Consider the following 20484-nt stretch of genomic DNA (forward strand, 5'->3'; position numbering starts at 1 on the left):
CCCGATGTTCGGCGGGTCGCCTGAGAGTGCTGGGGCCGCCGTTTCCGAAACGATGACCTGTTTCCGGGCGAACTCAGCTTCTGTGGTTGCCAGAACCATGTGATTTAAGCGTCGCCCGTATCTTGGAGGACCCTTTGAAGACGTCGCGAATCGCCTTTTGCGTATCCGCAATGCTGCGGGCCAGCTTTTCCGGCAAAGGCTCAGGTGCCAGGCCCTGCCTCTCCTCTTCACGATTGATCAGACGCTTGAATGCAGAATTACGCTTCATCATCGCGGCTCTCTGTCATCATCAGATTTGATCGAACGCGGTGCACGTATCGAAGGTTCAACTCGGGCTCGAAATAATGTTTCCGCTTCACCCATATGAAGCCGTCGGCCCGCGAAATGACCGCGACATCGATCGGGCCACCAACGGTCTGCATGCCACGCGAGACATGACGTTTCAATGACGTCAGGTTAACGAGGGCCTCCGCCATAGAGGCCAGCTCGGACTTTGGCATGAATTCGACCATGTCCTCAATCTCCTTGCGGGATTGTGAACGGATTTCCTCAAATTCCTCCTCACGCAACCTTTTGTTGAAGGCTGTCTCGGCCTCGCCAGCTTGCCGGATCAGTAGCCGCCGCTCCGCCTCGGGCATATCCAGTTGAGCAATGATATCTTTCGAGATGCTTGAAATCGTGTTGTTCACGAAGGTCGTTATGTGTCTCTCGATACCCTCATCAAGGCCGTACAGGAACCGTTCCACCATTTCCCTCTGCGCAAACGGCAGGACACGCGACCGCTCGCCGTCGCGATCGATGTCGACAAAGTTGGTCCGGGCGTATTTCAACTTTCCGAACACCACGCCGTCGATTTCGAAGGAGATCAGTGAAGGAAAAAGGTCCCTAGACCCGAACCCGGCGATGACGATGCCCGTTTGCGAGCCCGTCCTGGTCTCGCTCAGAACCGCGCGCTTGGTCAAAGCGACGACGCGATCTGTAAAACCCCGGTCGTCCGCACGCATAAAGTTCTGTTCAACGATCTCGCGGATTTGAGCTTCACGACCTTTTGTAATCCTCGGAGCGGAACCGCCGATGAACCTGGCGGGCTTGACGCGCCGGTAGATCTGCTCGAACGTCGCCAGCACGAGATCAACAATTCTGTTGAGTTCGGTCTCCAGATGCATGCTTTTCTTGAAGTCCTTCAGCAGACGTTCAAGCCTTGTCGTGATGCGCTCGTTGATCTGGCGGATCAACGGCATGAGGATTGATTCGACCGCGGCTGTCTGGACCTTCGCTGAGGCATCGTTTCCCCACGCGTTGAGATATGTCAAAAAATCCAGTGCCGCATCTTGCAATCGCGGGAAGGACTTGCAGTCGCGTCGATAGTCGCTGATCAGAATCTGTAACGGCGCCTGCATGAACTGCATGCCGTTGTAAATCATGACCCCGATAGGGTCCCGATGGGACAAATCGAAGAGCTTTTCGGCGGAATCGTAGGTTTTTTCCTCGACATCACCCGCCGAAATCGTGACAGCGCTATCAGCGGCCAAGGCCACTGCGGATTTATTTAGGATGGCGATTTCCGCTGTCATGGCGCTACAGCGTCAATTGGCATCATGTTGAAAAATGCCGAAGCCGGATCGGCTTCGGACTGAAAACGTGCCCTCATCAAAAGCCGCCCACTCCCCATAATTCGGCTCGATTCTTTTGTGAGCTTACGCGGCTTTGCCGGCAAGGGAAGTGATTACTTCACTATTCTTCACAAAATTGTGGGGCCAAGCTGTGCCAACGAGCCTTAGCGCGACCCTAGAGTAATACAAGGCCCCGGACGCCCGCGTATCGAATTGACTCGGCGAATGGCAGGTTTCAGAAACTATGCTGCCGCACTCGAACGGCCGAGTTGAGGCGCATTGCAGACTGGAAACATCGGGCCGAAAGTTGATTGGCCGCTTGCATCAACCGCGCCTGTGAAGAGGACATGCTCGGATGGCCTGACGCGTAGTGCCGATTCGTCCAACGTCTCTCAAGTTTGACGTGTACCAGAAGGTTAGCCGGCGAGATCAGCGGACTAGGTGCGATGGGGGCCGTAGTATGTAGATCAGATCGCCCGTCTCTGACAGCCGGAACGACGCAGAGCGCCGGGTCGCGTTTCTCCGTTAGTGATGCTGCACCCCGGACGACGGGGATGATCGCCGGCTCGGCGCTAGAGTTTCTTTTCGCGTGAAGAAACGCCGCGAACTGATGCGAGTTGCATGATCGGGCTTCATCCGCTACATATAGCCTGATTTCGTGTATAGCACTAACAACTTGTTGTTTGAGCCAGACTTCACAATAATATTGGCCGCTCCGGCATAGCGTGACTACTGAGCGGAAGGTTTCATTTTCTGCGGGGGATGTGATGCCAGTATGCTTCATCCACGGCGTGAATGTTCGCAAAGACGACCCAAGCTACGACCGCGACGTGGCCGCACGCGACGAGCTGATCCGGAGCCTCCTCCTAAAACCCTTGGCACAGCGAAATCCGCGTTATGGCGGGCTGAAAATCATCAACCCGTATTGGGGCGGACTGGGCGTTACCCACGCCTGGGGGCAGGCGACGGTGCCGAACGTCAGCCTCCTGGAGGACCTCGGGACGGCGCAAAGCAATTTCCAGTCCGACCTGGAATTGACGATGCTGCTGAAGGAGCAACGTGGGACGGCTAGCGAACTTGAGGCTCTCGGTGCGGCCGATCCGATCGCAGCGGCCGCGCGACGCGATGTGCAGGCGCTTCTCGAGGCGGTGTTGGCGCCGCTTATCTATTCGGAAGAACCTCTGGTCGATCGCGGACCCACGCTGGACGCCGAAGCGCACGGTGCGCTTGAAGGGATGCTGCTTGCCGCAGCGCAGGAAATTGCAGCGGACTCAGCCGTTGTGGCTGAAGTGCAAGCGGCGCCTTCCGGCAACGCCGCACTTGACCTTCTTCGCGACCGCCTCGCTGAACGCTTCACCAAACGTGCCAGCCTTGCAGCCAAACCCGCCGACGCCGGGGAGGGCGCCAACCTTGAGGAACTTGGCCCGTCCTGGCTAACCGGCGCGAAAGACCGGATCCAGCAATTGTTCGATCGCGCAAAGTCGAAAGCGGGAAGAGCACTTTCGGCTGGCACGCTTGATGCCTATCGGGCGCGGCTCCACGCCCAGATAGGGCGGTTCCTCGGCGACGTTTTCGCTTATCTCCAGCATCGCGGAGATCGGGCATCTCCGGGTCCTATCCCGAAGCTCGTTCTTGATGAAATCCACAAGGCACGTAAGAGCGGCGGGCCGCTGGTTCTAATCACCCATTCGATGGGCGGCAACATTCTGTACGATCTGCTGACGACGTTCGATCCTGCATTGGAAGTCGATGCCTGGATCTCGGTCGGCGGTCAGGTCGGCCAGTTCGAGGAGATGAAGCTGTTCCTGGCGAGCGACCCGGCACTCGGCCCGCCGGCGAAGGTCAAGCCGTTCGGCGGGCGAGTGAAGACCTGGCTCAACGTCTACGACCCGGTCGACGTGCTGAGCTTCCTCATTGCGCCCGTATTAGAGAGTGCGGATCCTCGCTTCGTCATCAAAGACCTGAGGTTCAAGTCAGGAGCTAGCACACTTGAAGCACATGGCGCTTACCTCAAGCGGCCAAGCTTCTACACGCTTATCGCCAAGGAACTGGAGCAAAGAGTATGAGCATCGTTCCTCCGCATGAGCGATCACCTGCGGAACCATTCCTGGTCTATGACGCCCGGAAGCAGCTTGAGGGCAAGCCGGGCCTGCACGCGCTGATCGCGGGCGTGAGCGCCTATCCGAAACTGCCGAGCGCGAACGGGCTTGGCATGGTGCCGTTGTCGTCGACCTCACTGACTGCCTACCTCATGTTCTACTGGTTGATTAACGCTAGTCAGAACGGCCTGCTCGAACAGCCGCTCGCGACCTGTCGGCTGCTGCTGACGCCCTCCGCTGAAGAACGATCGGACAGTGCTGGACGTGCGCCTGGGATTGCTGCGTTGGCCCCGCCCAATTGCTCTATGCCCCTGTTCCGGGCTGCGGCCGAAGCCTGGCGGAACGATGCCGCGACCAACAAAAACCATAGCACGCTGTTCTACTTTGCCGGCCATGGCATACAGATCACACGCAATAACCAGGCCTTGCTGCTCGACAGCTTCGGTGACATCGGCCCGGTGTCGCTGCATTCCGTGGATTGCAGCGTCTTGCGCAACGGAATGGCGCCCTCGTTAGCACATCCGGACATCGCGCGGACCCAATTCTACTTCGTCGACGCCTGCCGGAACCTGCCACCGGCCAACCTCTCGCTGGAGAATGTGCGTGCTGGAGATGTCTTCCAAGTTCATGCAAGCGGCCTTGACGATCGCCGGGCGCCGATCTTCTTCGCCTCGCCACCTGACGGTAAGGCGCAGGCGGTTCCCCGGGTGCAGACCCTGTTCAGCATAGCATTGCTCCGTTGTCTCGCGGGTCGGGCCGCTTTCCCGCCCGATCGAATGGCTAACGGCCGGGCGGCGAACCACTGGTATGTCTCCACGCAGTCGATCGCCCAAGGACTGCCGATGGTGCTCGATGAGGTCAACCGGGAATATGGCGGTCAGCAGAGCTGGACCATGGATGGTGGCGGCAACGATGCCGTACTTACCCACATCAATGGTACTCCGACCGTTCAACTGCAGATTGAAGTCGATCCAGAGCGTGCGCTCGGCAGCACCACAGTGGAACTGAAGATGGGCGGCGCGGCAGCGGCCCTCGCCCAGTTCAGGTCGAACCGTGATTCTCATCCCTTCCGAAGGGACGTCCCCGCCGGAATCTACGAGATCGGTGCCGTAGTAAATCCGAAGATAGACGGGCTGCGTGAAGCCGACCAATTCACTCACACGGTCGAGCCTCTGCGTTGCCGGACGAAGGTGAGGCTGTCATGAGCGCCGCGCGACCGACATCACCCACCTCGCGCCGAGGGCGGCCGAGTCGAAAGACCGGCTCGCTCAAATTCACCACGGATTTCCGGTCGAACGAGTTGAAGGACCTGGAAATCCCGCTGGAGGTCAGAGCGCTCGATTCCACGGTCATGGCCAGGACCACAAGCTTGCAAACCGTTGGTGAGCTGCCGCCCGGTCAATATTATGTTGTGGCCTCCCTGCCGGGCGGCCAGAATCTGTCTCAAGCGGTAAAGATCCCGAAGAATCCCTCGTCCTTACCTGTCGAGGTACAGCTTTCCGTCCGCGAGTCGCAGCGCTCGGCTAGGGAGACGGACGAGAGAACCGAGTATATGGGCCTACCGGTCAGGACTGCGCTTAGCTCAGCGCCGCCGGTTGACCAAGCGGGCTGGAGATCGCCCGTGCCGCTGTCGCAGGATCCGGCCAGCGCGTTCGCGGCTACGACGGGCACTGGCGCCAGTACGTTCGAATCCGCACCCCGCGACGCTCGCTCCGGCGCCCGGCAGGGCGGCCTCGAGATGCTGGGCGCGGCCCCGAGCGGCTTCACCATGGCCGCACTGGGGGAGTCGGAGAGCGTCTTGCTGCTTGCCGAATTCGCCGCATTGCAGTCAGGCATGCCGCCACCAACGCGCGCCGCGGGCCGCCTTGCCGCCCTCGAAGTCATGGGGCCGGCGGGACCGGCCACGGCGCCGGCCATCGCTTCGCAAGCGGAAGTGCAGGCCGCTGCCGGACCGCTTGACGTTCAGCTCGCTTTCTTCCGCGGCAACCCACTCTCTTTCAAATCGAGCCTGGTGGTCGACAACACGCCATGGATAGCGAGCGTCGCAGATCGGAGCATCCGGATCGCGATCAATGGCAACGACTCCCCATGCACGCTGCAGGTCATCGAGGCCGGCCGGCCGCCACTGAATATCGCCCTTCCGGTTTCTACCGAACATGGCTGCCTAGTCGAGATTTCGAGACTTGCGGCACCGCTGAATCCGACGTCGGATGTGGACGTGATCTCGATCGATGTTCATCTCGACAGTGCTGCCGCCAACTCGCTGCTTCGTTATCGCGCGATGGGAGAGCTCAGGCAGGTTGAGACCAGCCTTGGCGATGGTCAGACTTTAACCGCCCACCACCTGCTTTCGGAGAAATTCGAAGATCCGGTCGCTGCGGTCGTCGGCGGCTATACTCTGCTCCGATTCAATAAGTTGGACCGGCTGCCGGACAGCTGGACCAAGAATCTTTCAAACCGATTCGAATGGCTGCCGGATGGGGCGGTGGTCCGCGGAGAGCATCTCGCACGGCTGGGAAGGCACGACGAGGCCCTCGACGCTTTCTTGCTTCTTTCCGGGCGTGGGCTGCCGATGTTCACCGAAGGCCTCGGATACGTGATGGATCGGCTCGACCTTTATCTGCGAACGCTCGAAAGCTCGCTCAGTCGGGACGCATTGCAGCGAGCTCGCGGCCTGACCGCATTGCTGCGCAAGTTCTGCGAATATTCGAGCAATAATCGGCAGCTGCTCAGCTACACCGGCGTTTCGCCAAACAGGCCGGGCAGCGAGGTGGTTCGTGACTTTCGCGGCGGTGAACCCGGCTTGGGCCTGCTTACCCTGCGCCTCGACCCGAACGGCGCTGCGATTATGCCGAACCCACGCCAGGCGAGAGGAAATACGCCAACCATGCCGCTCGAGACCCAGGGTGCTGCGGAGCCCTCGCTCCGTCCGACCGCACGAAGCCTGGCGTTGCCGGAGGCGGTTCTCGCTGCCACGGAGCAGCGCTTTGCTGAGCGCACGGCGGAACGAACCGCTCACATCGAAAAGATAGACAAGGCCAAGGAGCGGAAGGGAAGCCTGCTAGAGGTCGATGACCAAGACAGGATCGCGTTGCGGAGCCAGCGCGTGCTATCACAGCCCGGCGTCCGCGATATCCTGGCGAGTGGGCCCGGCGGAAATCAGCTCGAAACGCTAGGCACAGTCGATCCAATTGTTCTCGAGCGGATCATCGGCGGTGACAATCTGCTGGGTACCGCATTCCTGAAAATTGGCACCAAGGTCTCTCGCACGGTCGCGCGCGTCGTCGTCCGCGGTCCGGCGGGCGCGACGCTGGGATTCGGCACGGCTTCGCTGGTATCGCCGCGGCTGGTGATGACCAACAATCACGTGTTTCCTGACATTCTCGCGGCGCAGTTCTCCGAGGTAGAGTTTGACTATGAAACCGGGGAGGACGGACGGCCGCTCCCCCTCAGCGTCTTCAGGCTCGAGCCTAGCATGTTCTTTTACACGGATCCCGATCTCGACTTCACCATCGTCGCCGTTACCGAGCGATCGCAGGATGGCCGGTCCTCAATTGGTGATTTCGGCTTCAATCGCCTCACTGAAGAGCTCGGCAAGGTGGTGCTAGGCGAATCCGTCAACATCGTCCAGCATCCTGACGGGCGTCCAAAACAGATCGCGCTTCAGCAAAACGAACTGATTGATCGGCTCGAGAATTTCCTTCATTATCGGACGGACACCCTGCCTGGCTCCTCGGGGTCGCCGGTGTTCAACAATCAGTGGGAAATGATCGCACTTCATCATTCCGGCGTGGCAGCCCGGGATGCCAATGGCCGAATTCTCAGCCGCGATGATCGGATATGGACGCCCGACATGGGCGAAGCCGCGGTAAAATGGATCGCCAACGAAGGTGCCAGAATCAGCAGTATCATCGCCCGGCTCCGCAGTCTCACCAGCCTGTCGCCGCAACAACAGGCTTTGCTCGACCAACTGTTGACGCCTCCGATTTTGGCGCCGGAGACCCAGCCGAGCCCGGCCGCGATCTTGAATTCGCCAGGAGACTCCCAACCAATGACATCAAGCACGTCCAGCGCACTTGACGAACCGAATGCTTCGCGAGCCGCTTCGCCGGCTCAGAGCACGATAGCCGGCGAAATCGTCTTCAACGTGCCTCTCACTATTTCCGTCAGGCTGGGAACTCCCGACGCGGTGCAGGCGCGGCCGGTTGCTCCGGCGACAAGTGCTCGGACAGACCTCCTCGAGCGGCTCACGCCCAAGCAGCCGATCGTCGACCGCAACTACGCATCCCGAGCCGGCTATGATCCGGCGTTTCTCGGACCTAATTTTTTTGTCCCACTTCCCACAGTAGCGGATCCCACTACCGTTTCGACTATGGCCGATGGTCGCCAGGCAATCCCCTACGAGCATTTCTCCATCGTCATGCACAAGTCGCGCCGCCTCGCGCTGTTCACCGCCTCAAACGTAGATGGTCGTCAGGCAAGCCGCCGTCCCGAACCGGGACGTGACTATTCGCGCAAGGGGCTGACCGGACTTGGTCCGAACAATATAGAGGAATGGGTCACGGAAGCCCGAATTCCAAGCTCGCATCAACTGCCCGACAAATTCTACAGCAACGATCGAGGCGCGTTCGACAAAGGCCACGTCGTGCGGCGCGACGATGTTTGCTTCGGCACATCCTTCGCTCAGATCCAGCGGGCCAACGGCGATACCTACCACACAACCAACTGCTCGCCTCAGGTGTCAGGTTACAATCAATCGGCACGAGGGGTCGACAATTGGGGAGATCTCGAAAACTTCGTGCTTTTGCAGGCCAAGGTGGAAACCTATTGCGTCTTCGCCGGGCCGATCTTTCAGCAGACGGACCGCGAGTTCCATGGCGTGGGTGAGGACGGTCCGCTTCGGGTCAAAATTCCCAGGAGCTACTGGAAGGTTGTTGTCGCCGCCGAGGCGGGATCGTTGCAGACCTTCGCCTTTGTCCTAGATCAGGATCTTAGCGATCTCCGCCTAGAAACACCGGCTGTTGAGGAAGCGATGGAACCGTCTGCCTTCGAGTTCGAGCCGACCCGCGAGTGGCGGCGCAGGATGGTCGCAATCTCCACGCTCGAGGAGCGCCTCGGCAACACGATCCGATTTTCGGAGGTGCTGCGCCAAGCAGATCAATTCGGCAAGCCGAATGGCGACGAAATCGTCCGAATCGCTCGCATGCAATCGTGACGCTGGCTCGTTGCCGTGGGCGTGGAGGGGATAGCTGCCGCTCGGCTTCGGACCCCAAATTGGTCGTTTGCACTAGCGTGCGCGATGTTCGAATGCGGTGGCCGCTTTCACCTGCCCCGGTTCTCACCAGTGGCGATGGCGCTAACTTCACGCTCGCTTGCTCTGGGCGAACCGTCAAGCTCCAGCGCCGAGATGGGACATTACGACTATGCTTGAGAAGTTGCGATTAAGGCTTAGCCAGATTCCCTACAGTGCCGTCACCGCGACGATCGCGATCGTCGTGGCGTCTCTAACACCGTTCTTTAATTACTTCCATGTCGTGCGATCGGTGAAGTTAACAAGTAGGCCAACTTGTCGCCGGGAATACTTCCTGAAGGACGGCCAGGCGTTCCCGCTCGGTGTCGAGGCAACCGACCGCAAAAAGTGCGTGTGACGCTGTCCTCCAATCACGAGTTGAGCGGGTTGCACACCTCGCCGTGGCACGGAACGTCCGTGCGCCTGCGCAGTTCTACGGTAAAGATCGGCTGAAGGTCGTAGACAACTTCCGCCAGGAAAGCTTGATCGGTGCAATTTTCTCGAGGCGGAGACACGCGTCCGCTCTAGGGTATGAGCCAAGCCCAAGCGCAATGGCTGGGCACAAATCATCGGCCGCTAACACCACATGTAACCCAATCAACTGCCGAATCTAGTGCCCCACCTTGTCCATAAGGCCCGCAATTCCGACTGAGGCGCTACCCAGAAAGTTCATTTGCGATTTGTAGAACTATCCAACGACCGCTTTGGAGCCGATAGCGGTCTGACAGCTTCCGATCCCAACATACAAAAGCGGCCATCAACCCATTGTGGACATGAGCTCTTATTTCACCGCTGCAATCATCTTTTCGAATAGCAGCCTTGTCACCGCCGCGGCGTTCAGAGCACCGATGATATGCCAATCGTCGTTCTTGTGGCCATCACAGTAATCGACGATCCCACGGACGACGCCAATCTCTTGGGATCGCGACCAGCCTGCATCGCGCAGGCCCGCACTTTCCATTTCCACGGCCAGAATGCCGTACTTAGCGCGCAGCTCGTCCCGGACCACTGGGTCTTTTAGAAGGGTATCACCTGCACCGACTCGTCCGAAATGGACGACCGTGGGCGACATCAATCGACGCGGGTCAGATAACCGCACGACTGGTTCTCCGTCTGCGCCTAAGAGTACGTCGGGGGGCAATGCATCAGTCGATAGGCCGTAGGCTTTGAAGGCCTCATTCCGGTAAGACACCCATCCGGTGTCGAATCCTTTCAGGTGGGACTGCAAGTTACGGACCATCTGCGTCAGCGAATACGACACCTTCTGCGGCGAGTCTCTGTATTCGATGCTGCCGTCCGGCTTCCGCTTCAAGAAGTCGATTTCCATGATGCTCTGCCCGATGACGACGTCGCCTAGCCTGATGTCTTCTTGGGCATTGGTCGGAAGCGGACAACCGCCCGCGATGCCAACCATGATAGTGTGAGTGGCGTCGATCGACCGCATAAAATCGGTAGATGTCACCCCCGACAGTGTATTTCCCATCTCGGCTAGAACGGCCACGGCTATCTCCTTGACCATTCCGTCGATCTCGTAGTTTATGAGTTTGTAAACATGCGGGTCATTATCAAACTGCTTGTCGCGGCCTTTTCCGAAGACCACTTCCACGGCTTCGCGCTCCTTAGGAAGCGCGGTCAAGATAGCCAAGTCGACCTTATATCTTAAGGTTTTTTGGATTTCAGTCATAGATGCATATCCGTCTGTCTGTGAAAATCGGAATGCTTCCTCGAATGATGGATGAAATGCCATCGTTTCCAGTTTTTCGATAGGGCAATCTCTTATCTCAGCAAGAATTCCGCGCGATCGGCATTGTTTCAACAACGCCGCAAAATCAATATCGTCTCTGGGCTTTGCAGACGGAATGACCTCCCCCGTTGATATTCCCATATTCTGGAAGACGGCCGAAGCTTGATAATCCTTGGCATAGCTGCCGAAATAGTAGCGATTTACAAGGTTGTGAAGCGCGTTCTCGGCAGCCATGTTGCCGGCTTTGATCGGTAGAAGACCCGTCACGTGAGGAACGACGAAGGCATCCTTTCCAAGACGCTCGGGAACATCACGCCAAGCACGCTCGAATTCCAGGTCGGAGGTTGCATCCGCTTTCAGTGCGTGGAAGCGGGCGTAGAGCCCTTCGTTGTTCGCTTCCAACAGCCAGTCGGATGTGATGTCATGAGTGGCGCTACGCTTGCGTCGCTCCCAACCCACATTCTGTCTCGACGGTTTTGAATACACCCTGTGCTGTGCCGAACCGCGGCGGTACTGCTCCAGCTTGTCGAGGCGGAACTCCTCAAGCGAGCTTCCGCCTCCAAGAAGCTTGAAAAGGGAAGCCGTATCACCGCGCAGGAACGGCTTTAGCAATCGTCCCGCGATGTCGGACTCCTGATAGGATGCCGCTGGCACAAGTATGCGTGATCCGAGGATGACGGCGAACCTGACCGCCAACTCCATTTCCTGTAGCGCGCCACGACTCCGTGCATATTCGTCCCGTTCTTCGAGGAAGTGGATGTCGAAAAAGTGGAGAAAGAATACGCGAGGATGGATCGACGCCGGTTTCAGAAACAGGGAAGTCTGAGCTGGTTTAGGTCCTTTCGACATAGATCGCGATACCTGAAAATCAGCGGATCAAGACTTCCCCTAAGGTCGTGTACGCCCCATGCTGACAGCTCGTCGGAAAAATTTCTGGGGATGCCGTCAAGCAGAAAGATAGCCTTATTGTCGGCAAAAGCGATCGCGATCTCGGCAAACGTATTTGCGCCGATGTAGCTACGCGTGCCGTGCTTTTCGAAGTTTGCGACAACAATACCGATCGTCCTGGGATCGCGCACCTTTTTGATGTGTCTCTTGGAGACCTCTTTCTTGAACCTCTGATAGCTCTTCTGCTCGCTGAAGTCGGCTCCGGCATCGACGTCGTCCGGTGCAACGGCCAGGACATCGTGCTCGGCAAGTCGAGAACAAATTTCGTCCATCTTATGGGCGAACGCCATACTCCCGCACACGACGAAGCGCCGTCTGAACGAATTATCATTCTTTCTGGTCCACGGCATACCCGATGAGGCGGCGTTCGCCATCGAAAACATCTCCTTGACCTGACTCGTATAGCCAAGTGGGGCGCTCGCTGAATTCCGAGTAGCGTATCACGAATTCTGCCGGCGACACCACATACGCCGGCGGGATGTGTACAGGAAGATCGTCGGGGAAATCGTCGAAAAACACTGGCTGCCGCCGCTGGATCACTCGTCCGATCTCGTAGCATGTCGTTTTGCCGACATATCCGTTCGGGCCGGTAATCACGTAGACAGCATCTGCCGAGAATATTCGTTCAAGGGTTTCCGTCTGTATCTGAGCATCGGATTGATCCAGGGGGTCGCTCTCGAATCGGACGAACTCTTCCCCGCCTATAATTTCGCTTCCGGATGGAGAAGTGACATCAAGGCCCGCAAGCCGGAATACCTCGATTGTTGACCTGACTTTTGGATAGTTCGGACGACGGAAACTGCCAATAACCGCGAGCTTGAACACCACGATCTTTCACCCAGCTTTGAACGGCCAAGCCTCCTTAAGGCGAGTTTTACTTGCACATTCTCGGTGTTCAAACAACATCGTTCGGTGACCTAGCAATGCATTGCAGATCCAACTAGCGCAGTCGGTGCCTCGATCGAAAAGGAGGAAGCGCGCCGACAGGTGTCTGTTGGCGTCCTATGACCGAGTTTGGCGCACAGGGGACATGTAGCCGCCAAGGTAAGTCCCCTTTCAGGCGAGGTCGATGATGATCTCTGCGACCGAGTTGAGGCGCAAAGCAGTGGTTGGCGAAGTAAAAAGATCGAGAACTGTTCCTGTCGCGACAACGCCACCGCCAGTGCCGGCCGATTGCTCAGATTGGAACAACAGGCCCTGTATTCGGCCGTACGCTTCTCAGACTTGAATTACTCGCCCGGCTTCTGCAGAATGGGCGACGAGGCATTGATGGTTTCATTCCCGGAGACGCGAAACGACTTTGTCGAATGACAGTGGCTTTTGATCGAACATCATCGGCGGCATGCCACGGTGGTCGGAGCGCAGGTCCGCACTCGCATTTCGGAAGGCACGAGCTGAAGCGTCCCGGACCACCCCCGTACGTGGCTCGCCCAGCTAGAGCGGAAAAAGACCGCCTTGTGCTTGGCTACCTGTTCGAGCAGCTCAAAGTCCAAGGCCGCACCCTTCCCATCTTCGGTGTCGAGCAGAATCGCTATGTCGTAGTAATGCCGCGAGAGATATTGCGGCGTCGGCGTTTCCTCGGGCCTGTGCGTCTCGGCATGGAGGGCGGTTATCTTTCCCATAAAGTCCGCCGAACCGACAACACGGTAACTGTGGAATCCGGATTCTCGAAGAAATCTGGAAAATCTTCCGCCGCATAGGAACGGGTCGTCTTCTGTCGGTATGCCATGGGTCGCCACGGGCGCCGAACTCGAGCTGAACCCCCGAAGTGGTGTCGGCCATGCCTTCGTACTCTTCCGCGGCCGGCGCGGTCGGATAGTGAAAGTTGATCGTCTGTAGATCATTGCTGCGCGCAGCGCCGGCAGCAGCTTCTCTGCAACGTGCATTTCGACGTCCCCGACGAGCTCCTCGACAAGCCTGCCGGCCTGTTCTGCTGATCCCGTCCCGCTCGGATCACGATCGCCGATATAGCCGAGCTCGGCGCGGTCGAACCACAGATCTATGTCCTCTGAGAATCTGCGGATCGCGCCGTAAGCTTTGGATAAGGACGTTCCGCCTTTGAAGAGCAAGGTGGGCGTCCTCCTTGGCACCTCGAAGAGTCGTCTCAAAGTCCCGCAGACCCAGAAGTCCTTCTCTACGATCGTATTGGCAACGCCGCGGATCGCGCCCGTTTCGCCGAACAGCGCGGAGCGTTCGTGTGCCGGCAAGAGGGGAACCTTATTCACCCAGGGCACCCACTTGCGTTGTTGCGATGGCGACGAGCGTGCCGCATCCATGCGGGAGGGCGAGGCCCAACCCAGGCGCGTTATTCCAAACGAGCAGGGACAACTTGCGGGGGTATTGCCGACTTCGACGTTGGATATTGCGGCGTGGGTCCATTTTGCATGTTACCAACTGAATCACCGAGTGCCCGAGTTGCACGCGGCCAGTGGAATGAGCAAGCTGCGGCGCGTTCATGAATAGATGGTGGCCGGTATTTTGCCAATGCTCTAATCGATTATAGTTGCGAAGAGCAGTTTCGGCCGTTTACTTGCCCCACAAGTCCCCATAAAAAGGAGACAGCATCGATTCGATGTTATCCCCTGTCTTTCGCGTACTCGCGGTCCGTGGCGCCGAGTGGACGACTGAGGACCGCCAGCCCGCTCACCAGCAGGTCTGCACTGGCGGCTTGGGGCCCGTTGGTAAGCCACAGGAGTAGGACAATGTCGGAGGATTCGGGCAAGGGCGAAAATCACGGCGGCGGCCCCGGGAAGATCGAGATCACGGTGGTGGTGAACGGCCAGCCCACACAGGTCGAAGCCAATCCCAACCAGCCGCTTCACGTCGTCCGCACCAAAGCGCTTGAAAACACGCAGAACGTCGCCCAGCCGGCCGAGAATTGGGAATTCAAGGACGAGGCCGGCACCTTGCTCGACGTCGACAAAAAAGTTGGCGATTTCGGTTTCGCGACCACTGTGACCCTGTTCCTCAGCCTGAAGGCGGGCGTCGCAGGTGCCTGAACTCCAAACTGTGGACCCGGAGGTGTCCCGAGCGAAGTTCGATCGGCAGATCGGCTGGTTCCAAACACAAGCAGGTATTTACCGGGCTCAGGGTTGTTTCCTGATCGAGGCGAGCTTCCCGACGGCCTTCTTCATCTTCGTACCGCCGAAGATAAAGCCACAGATAATCGGTGCAGCTGTCGAGATCGACTTCTCCAATTACGACCTCCGACCTCCGTCGGTGGTCTTCGTAGACCCCTTTATACGCCGGCCGATTGCCCGGAAAGATTTGCTGCTCAGGATGCTGAGACGACCGCATCTACCCGGAACCCCACCGGATATGATTTTGGTCCTCATGCAGCAGAACGCTCCGTCGCTGTCGGACTTCATCCAGGCCAACAGTGCGGAACACACGCCATTCCTGTGCATGGCAGGCGTCCGGGAATACCACGACAATCCAGCCCATTCAGGTGATTCATGGCTTCTCCATCGGGCTTCTGGCGAGGGCTGTTTGGCCTTCATCCTGGACAAGATCATCAAGTACGGGACCGGTCCCGTGGAGCAGCTTCAGTATCAGTTCCAAATCTCAGTGGGAGCCATGATAGCACCCCTACCCGCCATTCCAGAATGACCGAGCTCAAGGATGTCGGGACAGTCGCTCTTCCCCGAGACTGTCTTTCAAGTGTCCAGGCGCACCTGCGCTCAGTTGGGCGACAGGGCCATGAGGGGATGGCGCTCTGGGTCGGCGTTCAGCAAGACCAACACTTTGGCGTAACAGAGACCGTTATCCCAGCACAGCGTCACATTCGTACGGGTGACGGCGTTTGCGTGATAGTTCCGGCCGAAGAACTACACCGGCTCAATGTCTGGCTCTACAAGAGCAACCTTAAACTCTTCGCCCAGATCCATAGCCATCCGGGCCGAGCCTACCATTCGACGACCGACGACGCCTACGCGGTCGCTACCACAGTTGGGTGTCTGTCGCTGGTGGTGCCCAATTTCGCCCGCGAGCCTTTCGATCTTGCTCGGGTCGCCGCCTATCGACTTGACGCGAAGGCGAACTGGAATGAGTTCCCATCCGCGGCACTAAGGCGGATGATCACGATAACGGGTTGAACGATGGCACTCGCTAACTTCATTGACCGCGCCGCCACGGCAGCTTCTCAGGTGCTGGCCGACTTTCATCTATGCGACTTCAAAGCAGCCCTCGAAAAGCAGGTCGTGGCTGTGGCCTTCGACAGCCAAGCCGCTTCGTGTGCCGAGGGCCAGGCGACGCTTGACCTTACGGTCAGGTTGCTTGCCAGACTGTATCCGGTCCTGGCCATACTCCCCCTGGATATGGCCGCGAGCTCTCAAGCTCAAGCGCTCGAGCGCTTGGCAAAGTCGATCAATCCAAAAATCAGCATCCGGCGTTCCGGCAAGTATGCGACGGTCTGTGTAGCTGCAGGCGCGGTGCACCCATCACTTCGGTGCCCAACGTTTTTCATGGGATCCCAGGGTTGGGCGGCAAAGCTGTCGCGTACGGACCCGGTGGGCTCTGGCTCGAGCTTGCTGCCCTATGGAGCTGGCGCCGCAAGCTGCTTCGCCGCGGCCAACGTCTTTCGAACCATCTTTGCTTCCCAGCTGACCGGCGCCGAGCTGGACGAGAACATCGACCTCTCTTTATGCACCTACAACAAGAGCAACGCCGGCGATTCCAGCCCCTTAAATTTCCCTGTCGACCTTGGCGAAACGCACCTCGTTGGGCTCGGCGCGATAGGCCATGGCTCGCTCTGGGCGCTGGCAAGGCAATCCGGTCTGTCGGGGCGCCTGCATGTAGTTGATCACGAAGCTATCGAACTCTCAAACCTGCAGCGCTACGTGTTGGCAGGTCAGGCGGAGGTCGGCCTCTCTAAGGCGGCCCTCGCGACCAACGCCCTTCGGTCCACCGCCCTTGAAGTCGAGGCGCACCCTATGAAGTGGGCAGAATATGTTGCGCGCCGGGGCGATTGGGTATTCGACCGAGTGGGTGTGGCGCTTGACACCGCCGCCGACCGTCTAGCTGTCCAAGGTGCTCTGCCCCGATGGATCGCGAACGCCTGGACTCAGGAGCAAGATCTAGGCATCTCGCGGCATGGTTTCGATGACGGCCAGGCTTGCCTTTGCTGCATGTACATGCCGACCGGGAAATCCAAGGACGAACACCAACTGGTCGCGGAGGAACTCGGAATGCCGGAAGCACACGAGGAGGTAAAAACGCTCCTGCAGACCAATACCGGAGTCCCTAATGAGTTCGTAGCTCGGGTGGCTACGGCAATGGCTGTGCCGTTTGAGCCGCTCGCCGCGTTTGTTGGCCAGCCCCTCCGTTCCTTTTATCAGCAGGTTATCTGCGGCGGCCTGGTGTTCCAGCTTAGCGATGGAAGTCGTCTCGTTCGAACCGTGGTTCCGATGGCCTTTCAATCAGCGCTTGCCGGGATCATGCTTGCCGCAGACCTGGTCAAGCATAGTGCGGGTTTTCCGATGAGTCCGACGACAAGCACTCGCGTGAATCTACTGCGCCCCCTTGGTTCTCACCTCCATGATCCGAAAGCCAAAGATTCCAGCGGCCGCTGCATCTGCAGCGATGAGGATTTCGTTGCCGCCTACAGGCTGAAATACGGCTGTGCCGTTGAACAGCTGAGCAACTGGTCCGCCTGAGAAAGATCTGAAGTCTTCGTTACCGCGGACGGCGCGCTGTCAAGCGCTCACCGACGTTTTCGACCACGATCGAGTGCCTGGAGAGCGCGGGGCGGATACTATGACACGCTCGGCCCGCTGCTTGCCAATGTCAGGCCCAGAACCCACGACAGAGATCCTTGAGCGACGCCTCGTCGTTTAACTTTTTTGTACTGTTATCTACGTTCGACCATATTCGTCGTCGAAGCGAACGATATCATCCTCGGCGAGATAATCGCCGCTCTGCACTTCGATGATCACCAGGTCAATTCTGCCTGGGTTCTCGAGCCGATGCTTATGGCCGCAGGGGATGTAAGTAGATTCGTTTGTCCCCAGGAACAACTCCTGCTCGCCATTGACGATCTTGGCGGAGCCGCTGACCACGACCCAGTGCTCCGAACGATGATAGTGCATCTGCAGGCTCAACTGGCGACCGGGCTTCACCTCGATGCGTTTGATCTTGAAGCGCTCGCCTTCCTCCAGAACCGTATAGGAACCCCAGGGTCGGTGTACCGTGCTATGGACCAGATGAGCTTCATGTCCCGAAGCCTTGAGGCCCTCGAAGAGCTTCTTAACGTCCTGAACGCGGTCGCGGGATGTGACAAGCAAAGCGTCCGGGGAATCCACGATCACCAGATCGCTTACGCCCACCGTGCCGATGACGCGCTTGTCGGAGCTCACATAGGTGCCGGTCGTGTCGACCATGTGCACATCGCCGTGTATCCTGTTCCCGCTTTCGTCGGGGGCGATCAAATCGGCCATTGCGTTCCAAGATCCGATGTCGCTCCAATCCATGTCGCAGGGAATCACGGCAAGTTTGTTAGTTTTCTCCATGACAGCGTGGTCGAGCGAGATCCGCGGCGCGGAACCGAAATGCTCAGGCGCGAGTTCGATTTTGGCAAAGCCTTGGCATTGACTGGCGCGGCCGTTCTCGTAGCTGTCGGCGACGGCCTGGAGCACCTCGGGACAATGCAAAACCATCTCGTCGAGCATGGTTTGCGCACTGAAGCAGAAGATGCCGGCGTTCCAGAAGAAGCGTTGAGACGCGACATAGGCTTTGGCTGTATCCAGATCCGGTTTTTCAACGAAACGGACGACGTTCTCACCATCTGCTTCGATGTAGCCGAATGCCGTGTCCGGTCTGGTTGGGGTGATGCCCAATGTGGCGATCCGCCCGAGCTTCGCATGTTCCATGGCCAGGCCCATGACGTCTAGAAACGCAGGCAGGTTGCTAATCAGGTGATCGGCCGGGAAAACGCACAGGATCGCGTCAGGGCCTTGCGTTACCCTCGCATGGATCGCGGCTGCAGCCACGGCGGCGGCCGTATCCCGAGCTTCGGGCTCGAGCAGAAAGGTGCGTGGCAGGACCACGGAATCCAGTTCGTCAAATTCGTCCTTGGTCAGGAAGAGGTGTTCCCCGGATGTCACAGCGACGAGTTCCACGACACCTTCTATCGAAGCGGCACGCAGCACAGTGTGCTGAATGAGAGAATATCCATCCGCTACTTTGAGGAAAGGTTTGGGGTGCGATTGCCTTGAGGCAGGCCATAGCCGCGATCCGGCTCCGCCGCTGATGATCACGGGAATCACTTTCATAACTAACCTCGATTTCGTCTCTGGAGTGATCGCCCGCGTTCTTTCGAGCGTCAGCGTCACGATCGCCGTCGCTCTGGCTTGTCTGCGGCCCCCGCGTAACAGCGAAGTTCTGGCGCGTTGCGGGCGGCGCCAGATGACGACCCTATCGGTAATGTACGACGCCTCCACTGGCGTCGATGAGAAATGCGCATTCAACTAAGCCTGTTGGTTGCCTCTGCCGAATTGCGCAGGTCGCGGGTCTTAACTGAGATCAGAGACTTGGCTGTCTTCTATCAAAGTCAAACGACTTGGCTCCTTCAGATCGAATTCAATTACCCGTGGTGCGAATAGACGTGCATATCGTGTAAAGGCGCTCGTCGGGGGAAACCGAATTACGGTATCGCAGCGCCCGAGAAGATACATCTCAACGAGGGCGGAAATTCCGCCGTCAATCCCGAGTGCTGCAGTGTGTAAGGGGCCACCTTGATTGGATCCGAAGTGCTTCGGGACAGTGAGCAGATCGGGAAACCTGGCCGACAGAAGATCCAGTATCCGCGCGCTGTCCGTGCATAAGAACAGCCGCACAGGCCTAGGGTGCGGTAACGCCTTAGCCTTCTCAATTGCAGCGCACACTTGCCGAACGGCGAGCTCCGGATCGGCCCAGTAGGGCGCATGCTCCATGATGTCTTCACCGTTGCCGTGCCGAACATGAATCCCGATGATGCTGTGCCCCTCAAAACATTCCTGATAAATGGCATCTATGCGGGCTTGAATTTCTGGCCGAGGCTTGACACTCTGGAACACCTGCCGCTCTGCTTCCTCATCGCACCGCCACATCAGACAAGCGTCACACACTACTGTGTTCGCTTCGACATCGTGTTCGGCCTGAAAGAGCTCGCCCAACTCATCGCGCTCTTGGAAAATCTGCTCATCTGGCCGGTAAAGGCACTCGATCGCCGGCCTGTTCCACCACTCTGGGAAGAATGGACCAGGGAAGGAAACGTCGTTGATCCGGTCGTCGGAAATAGCCGGCACCCCAGCGATGTCATTGATCGGCTGGAAGAACACCGGAAACGCATTTGTGAAGGGTTGGTCGAGGTAGCAGGCCCCCCGCCAGTCGATGGCTAGAGTTCGTCCCGACCGCTGCGCGTAGCGCCAAGCGGCCGCCAACGACCACAGACAATCACCGAACCCCGTACGCCTCCGAGAGACGACGAACCGGCGCTTTTCCAATCCACTAACATGCATTTTCGGAAATCTCGTTTCGGAGAGGAGGTTGCATCCGGTTTGGAATCCTTAGTCGACACTAGTAGACCCTGACGCCGGGCCCTTGGCAGAGGCCGGGCCATAGGGCAGAAGAGCTCACTCAGCACTGCCCACTAATCCCGTGACGCTCGCAAAGCTTGAAGCCGATGCCCTCGCTTCCGGTTGCCCTCGCTTCCGGTTCAGCCTTCTCTACTGGGCCTCCGCGGCATATGTAAAATCTATTGAGTGGATGCCGGCCATCCATGTGTTGGATGCCATGATGAAGGGGCTCGGCTGA

Annotated in this window: 16 protein-coding genes; 8 read left to right on the forward strand and 8 right to left on the reverse strand. The window is 58.3% G+C overall.

Features of this window, described 5'->3' with window-relative positions:
- Positions 1-73: 73 nt before the first annotated feature.
- Together NKJ58_RS18795 and NKJ58_RS18800 are read right to left on the reverse strand one after the other, a co-directional pair.
- Positions 74-271 carry a hypothetical protein gene (locus NKJ58_RS18795; protein WP_156932381.1) on the reverse strand — a complete coding sequence of 66 codons (198 nt, stop codon included), beginning with the start codon at positions 269-271 and terminating at the stop codon, positions 74-76.
- Entirely contained in the window at positions 258-1574 is a 1317-nt protein-coding gene (locus NKJ58_RS18800) for a hypothetical protein (RefSeq protein WP_023708024.1), read from the reverse strand. Before NKJ58_RS18800 ends, NKJ58_RS18795 begins: the two co-directional genes overlap by 14 nt.
- 806 nt (positions 1575-2380) lie before the next feature.
- On the opposite strand from NKJ58_RS18800, the gene NKJ58_RS18805 reads away from it, so the two are divergent.
- The 4 genes from NKJ58_RS18805 (at position 2381) to NKJ58_RS18820 (ending at position 9360) form a co-directional block, all read left to right on the forward strand.
- Positions 2381-3679 carry a hypothetical protein gene (locus tag NKJ58_RS18805; protein ID WP_023708025.1) on the forward strand — a complete coding sequence of 433 codons (1299 nt, stop codon included), beginning with the start codon at positions 2381-2383 and terminating at the stop codon, positions 3677-3679.
- A complete protein-coding gene (locus tag NKJ58_RS18810) occupies positions 3676-4917 on the forward strand; it encodes a caspase family protein (protein WP_023708026.1) in 1242 nt (413 codons plus the stop codon). The genes NKJ58_RS18805 and NKJ58_RS18810 overlap by 4 nt, the downstream gene beginning before the upstream one ends.
- Entirely contained in the window at positions 4914-8927 is a 4014-nt protein-coding gene (locus tag NKJ58_RS18815) for a DNA/RNA non-specific endonuclease (protein WP_084625864.1), read from the forward strand. Before NKJ58_RS18810 ends, NKJ58_RS18815 begins: the two co-directional genes overlap by 4 nt.
- Positions 8928-9135: 208 nt before the next feature.
- The gene (locus NKJ58_RS18820; RefSeq protein ID WP_023708028.1) at positions 9136-9360 is read left to right on the forward strand and encodes a hypothetical protein; all 225 of its coding nucleotides are present in this window, start codon (positions 9136-9138) and stop codon (positions 9358-9360) included.
- A gap of 423 nt (positions 9361-9783) precedes the next feature.
- Here the strand turns inward: NKJ58_RS18820 and NKJ58_RS18825 are convergent, their stop codons facing one another.
- The 4 genes from NKJ58_RS18825 to NKJ58_RS18840 form a co-directional block, all read right to left on the reverse strand.
- Positions 9784-11595 (reverse strand): 5'-methylthioadenosine/S-adenosylhomocysteine nucleosidase family protein, encoded by a 1812-nt coding sequence (locus tag NKJ58_RS18825; RefSeq protein WP_352853606.1) that lies wholly within the window; start codon positions 11593-11595, stop codon positions 9784-9786.
- Positions 11553-12068, reverse strand: a complete 516-nt coding sequence (locus tag NKJ58_RS18830) for a hypothetical protein (protein WP_156932383.1) — start codon at positions 12066-12068, stop codon at positions 11553-11555. The genes NKJ58_RS18825 and NKJ58_RS18830 overlap by 43 nt, the downstream gene beginning before the upstream one ends.
- Positions 12022-12522, reverse strand: coding sequence for a hypothetical protein (locus NKJ58_RS18835; RefSeq protein ID WP_023708031.1), 501 nt, complete (start codon positions 12520-12522; stop codon positions 12022-12024). Before NKJ58_RS18835 ends, NKJ58_RS18830 begins: the two co-directional genes overlap by 47 nt.
- A gap of 503 nt (positions 12523-13025) precedes the next feature.
- Entirely contained in the window at positions 13026-13919 is an 894-nt protein-coding gene (locus NKJ58_RS18840) for a nucleotidyl transferase AbiEii/AbiGii toxin family protein (RefSeq protein ID WP_198020971.1), read from the reverse strand.
- Between the two features lie 477 nt (positions 13920-14396).
- Between NKJ58_RS18840 and NKJ58_RS18845 the strand changes: the two genes are divergently transcribed.
- The 4 genes from NKJ58_RS18845 to NKJ58_RS18860 are packed head-to-tail and all read left to right on the forward strand — an operon-like array spanning position 14397 to position 17348.
- Positions 14397-14693, forward strand: a complete 297-nt coding sequence (locus tag NKJ58_RS18845) for a DUF2604 domain-containing protein (protein WP_023708032.1) — start codon at positions 14397-14399, stop codon at positions 14691-14693.
- On the forward strand, positions 14686-15303 hold the full coding sequence (locus NKJ58_RS18850) for a putative metal-binding protein (RefSeq protein ID WP_023708033.1): 618 nt from the start codon (positions 14686-14688) through the stop codon (positions 15301-15303). Before NKJ58_RS18845 ends, NKJ58_RS18850 begins: the two co-directional genes overlap by 8 nt.
- Complete coding sequence (locus tag NKJ58_RS18855; RefSeq protein WP_023708034.1) at positions 15300-15788, forward strand: Mov34/MPN/PAD-1 family protein; 489 nt, start codon at positions 15300-15302, stop codon at positions 15786-15788. The genes NKJ58_RS18850 and NKJ58_RS18855 overlap by 4 nt, the downstream gene beginning before the upstream one ends.
- A 3-nt stretch (positions 15789-15791) precedes the next feature.
- Positions 15792-17348 carry an E2 ligase fold family C protein gene (locus tag NKJ58_RS18860; RefSeq protein WP_023708035.1) on the forward strand — a complete coding sequence of 519 codons (1557 nt, stop codon included), beginning with the start codon at positions 15792-15794 and terminating at the stop codon, positions 17346-17348.
- A 198-nt stretch (positions 17349-17546) separates the two neighbouring features.
- Here the strand turns inward: NKJ58_RS18860 and NKJ58_RS18865 are convergent, their stop codons facing one another.
- Together NKJ58_RS18865 and NKJ58_RS18870 are read right to left on the reverse strand one after the other, a co-directional pair.
- Positions 17547-18962, reverse strand: coding sequence for a mannose-1-phosphate guanylyltransferase/mannose-6-phosphate isomerase (locus tag NKJ58_RS18865; protein ID WP_023708036.1), 1416 nt, complete (start codon positions 18960-18962; stop codon positions 17547-17549).
- Positions 18963-19202: 240 nt separating this feature from the next.
- Positions 19203-20189 carry a nodulation protein NodZ gene (locus tag NKJ58_RS18870; RefSeq protein ID WP_023708037.1) on the reverse strand — a complete coding sequence of 329 codons (987 nt, stop codon included), beginning with the start codon at positions 20187-20189 and terminating at the stop codon, positions 19203-19205.
- Positions 20190-20484 lie beyond the last annotated feature (295 nt).

It is taken from the genome of Mesorhizobium sp. M0139 (assembly GCF_040322455.1).
In the GTDB taxonomy this organism is placed as follows: Bacteria; Pseudomonadota; Alphaproteobacteria; order Rhizobiales; family Rhizobiaceae; genus Mesorhizobium.

Bases quoted from the DNA above. Each gene is read 5' to 3' on its own strand.
- NKJ58_RS18860 (WP_023708035.1), top strand. From the start codon at position 15,792: ATGGCACTCGCTAACTTCATTGACCGCGCCGCCACGGCAGCTTCTCAG.
- NKJ58_RS18810 (WP_023708026.1), top strand. From the start codon at position 3,676: ATGAGCATCGTTCCTCCGCATGAGCGATCACCTGCGGAACCATTCCTG.
- NKJ58_RS18820 (WP_023708028.1), top strand. From the start codon at position 9,136: ATGCTTGAGAAGTTGCGATTAAGGCTTAGCCAGATTCCCTACAGTGCC.
- NKJ58_RS18865 (WP_023708036.1), bottom strand. From the start codon at position 18,962: ATGAAAGTGATTCCCGTGATCATCAGCGGCGGAGCCGGATCGCGGCTA.
- NKJ58_RS18845 (WP_023708032.1), top strand. From the start codon at position 14,397: ATGTCGGAGGATTCGGGCAAGGGCGAAAATCACGGCGGCGGCCCCGGG.
- NKJ58_RS18815 (WP_084625864.1), top strand. From the start codon at position 4,914: ATGAGCGCCGCGCGACCGACATCACCCACCTCGCGCCGAGGGCGGCCG.
- NKJ58_RS18800 (WP_023708024.1), bottom strand. From the start codon at position 1,574: ATGACAGCGGAAATCGCCATCCTAAATAAATCCGCAGTGGCCTTGGCC.
- NKJ58_RS18855 (WP_023708034.1), top strand. From the start codon at position 15,300: ATGACCGAGCTCAAGGATGTCGGGACAGTCGCTCTTCCCCGAGACTGT.
- NKJ58_RS18830 (WP_156932383.1), bottom strand. From the start codon at position 12,068: ATGGCGAACGCCGCCTCATCGGGTATGCCGTGGACCAGAAAGAATGAT.
- NKJ58_RS18825 (WP_352853606.1), bottom strand. From the start codon at position 11,595: ATGTCGAAAGGACCTAAACCAGCTCAGACTTCCCTGTTTCTGAAACCG.
- NKJ58_RS18870 (WP_023708037.1), bottom strand. From the start codon at position 20,189: ATGCATGTTAGTGGATTGGAAAAGCGCCGGTTCGTCGTCTCTCGGAGG.
- NKJ58_RS18795 (WP_156932381.1), bottom strand. From the start codon at position 271: ATGATGAAGCGTAATTCTGCATTCAAGCGTCTGATCAATCGTGAAGAG.
- NKJ58_RS18805 (WP_023708025.1), top strand. From the start codon at position 2,381: ATGCCAGTATGCTTCATCCACGGCGTGAATGTTCGCAAAGACGACCCA.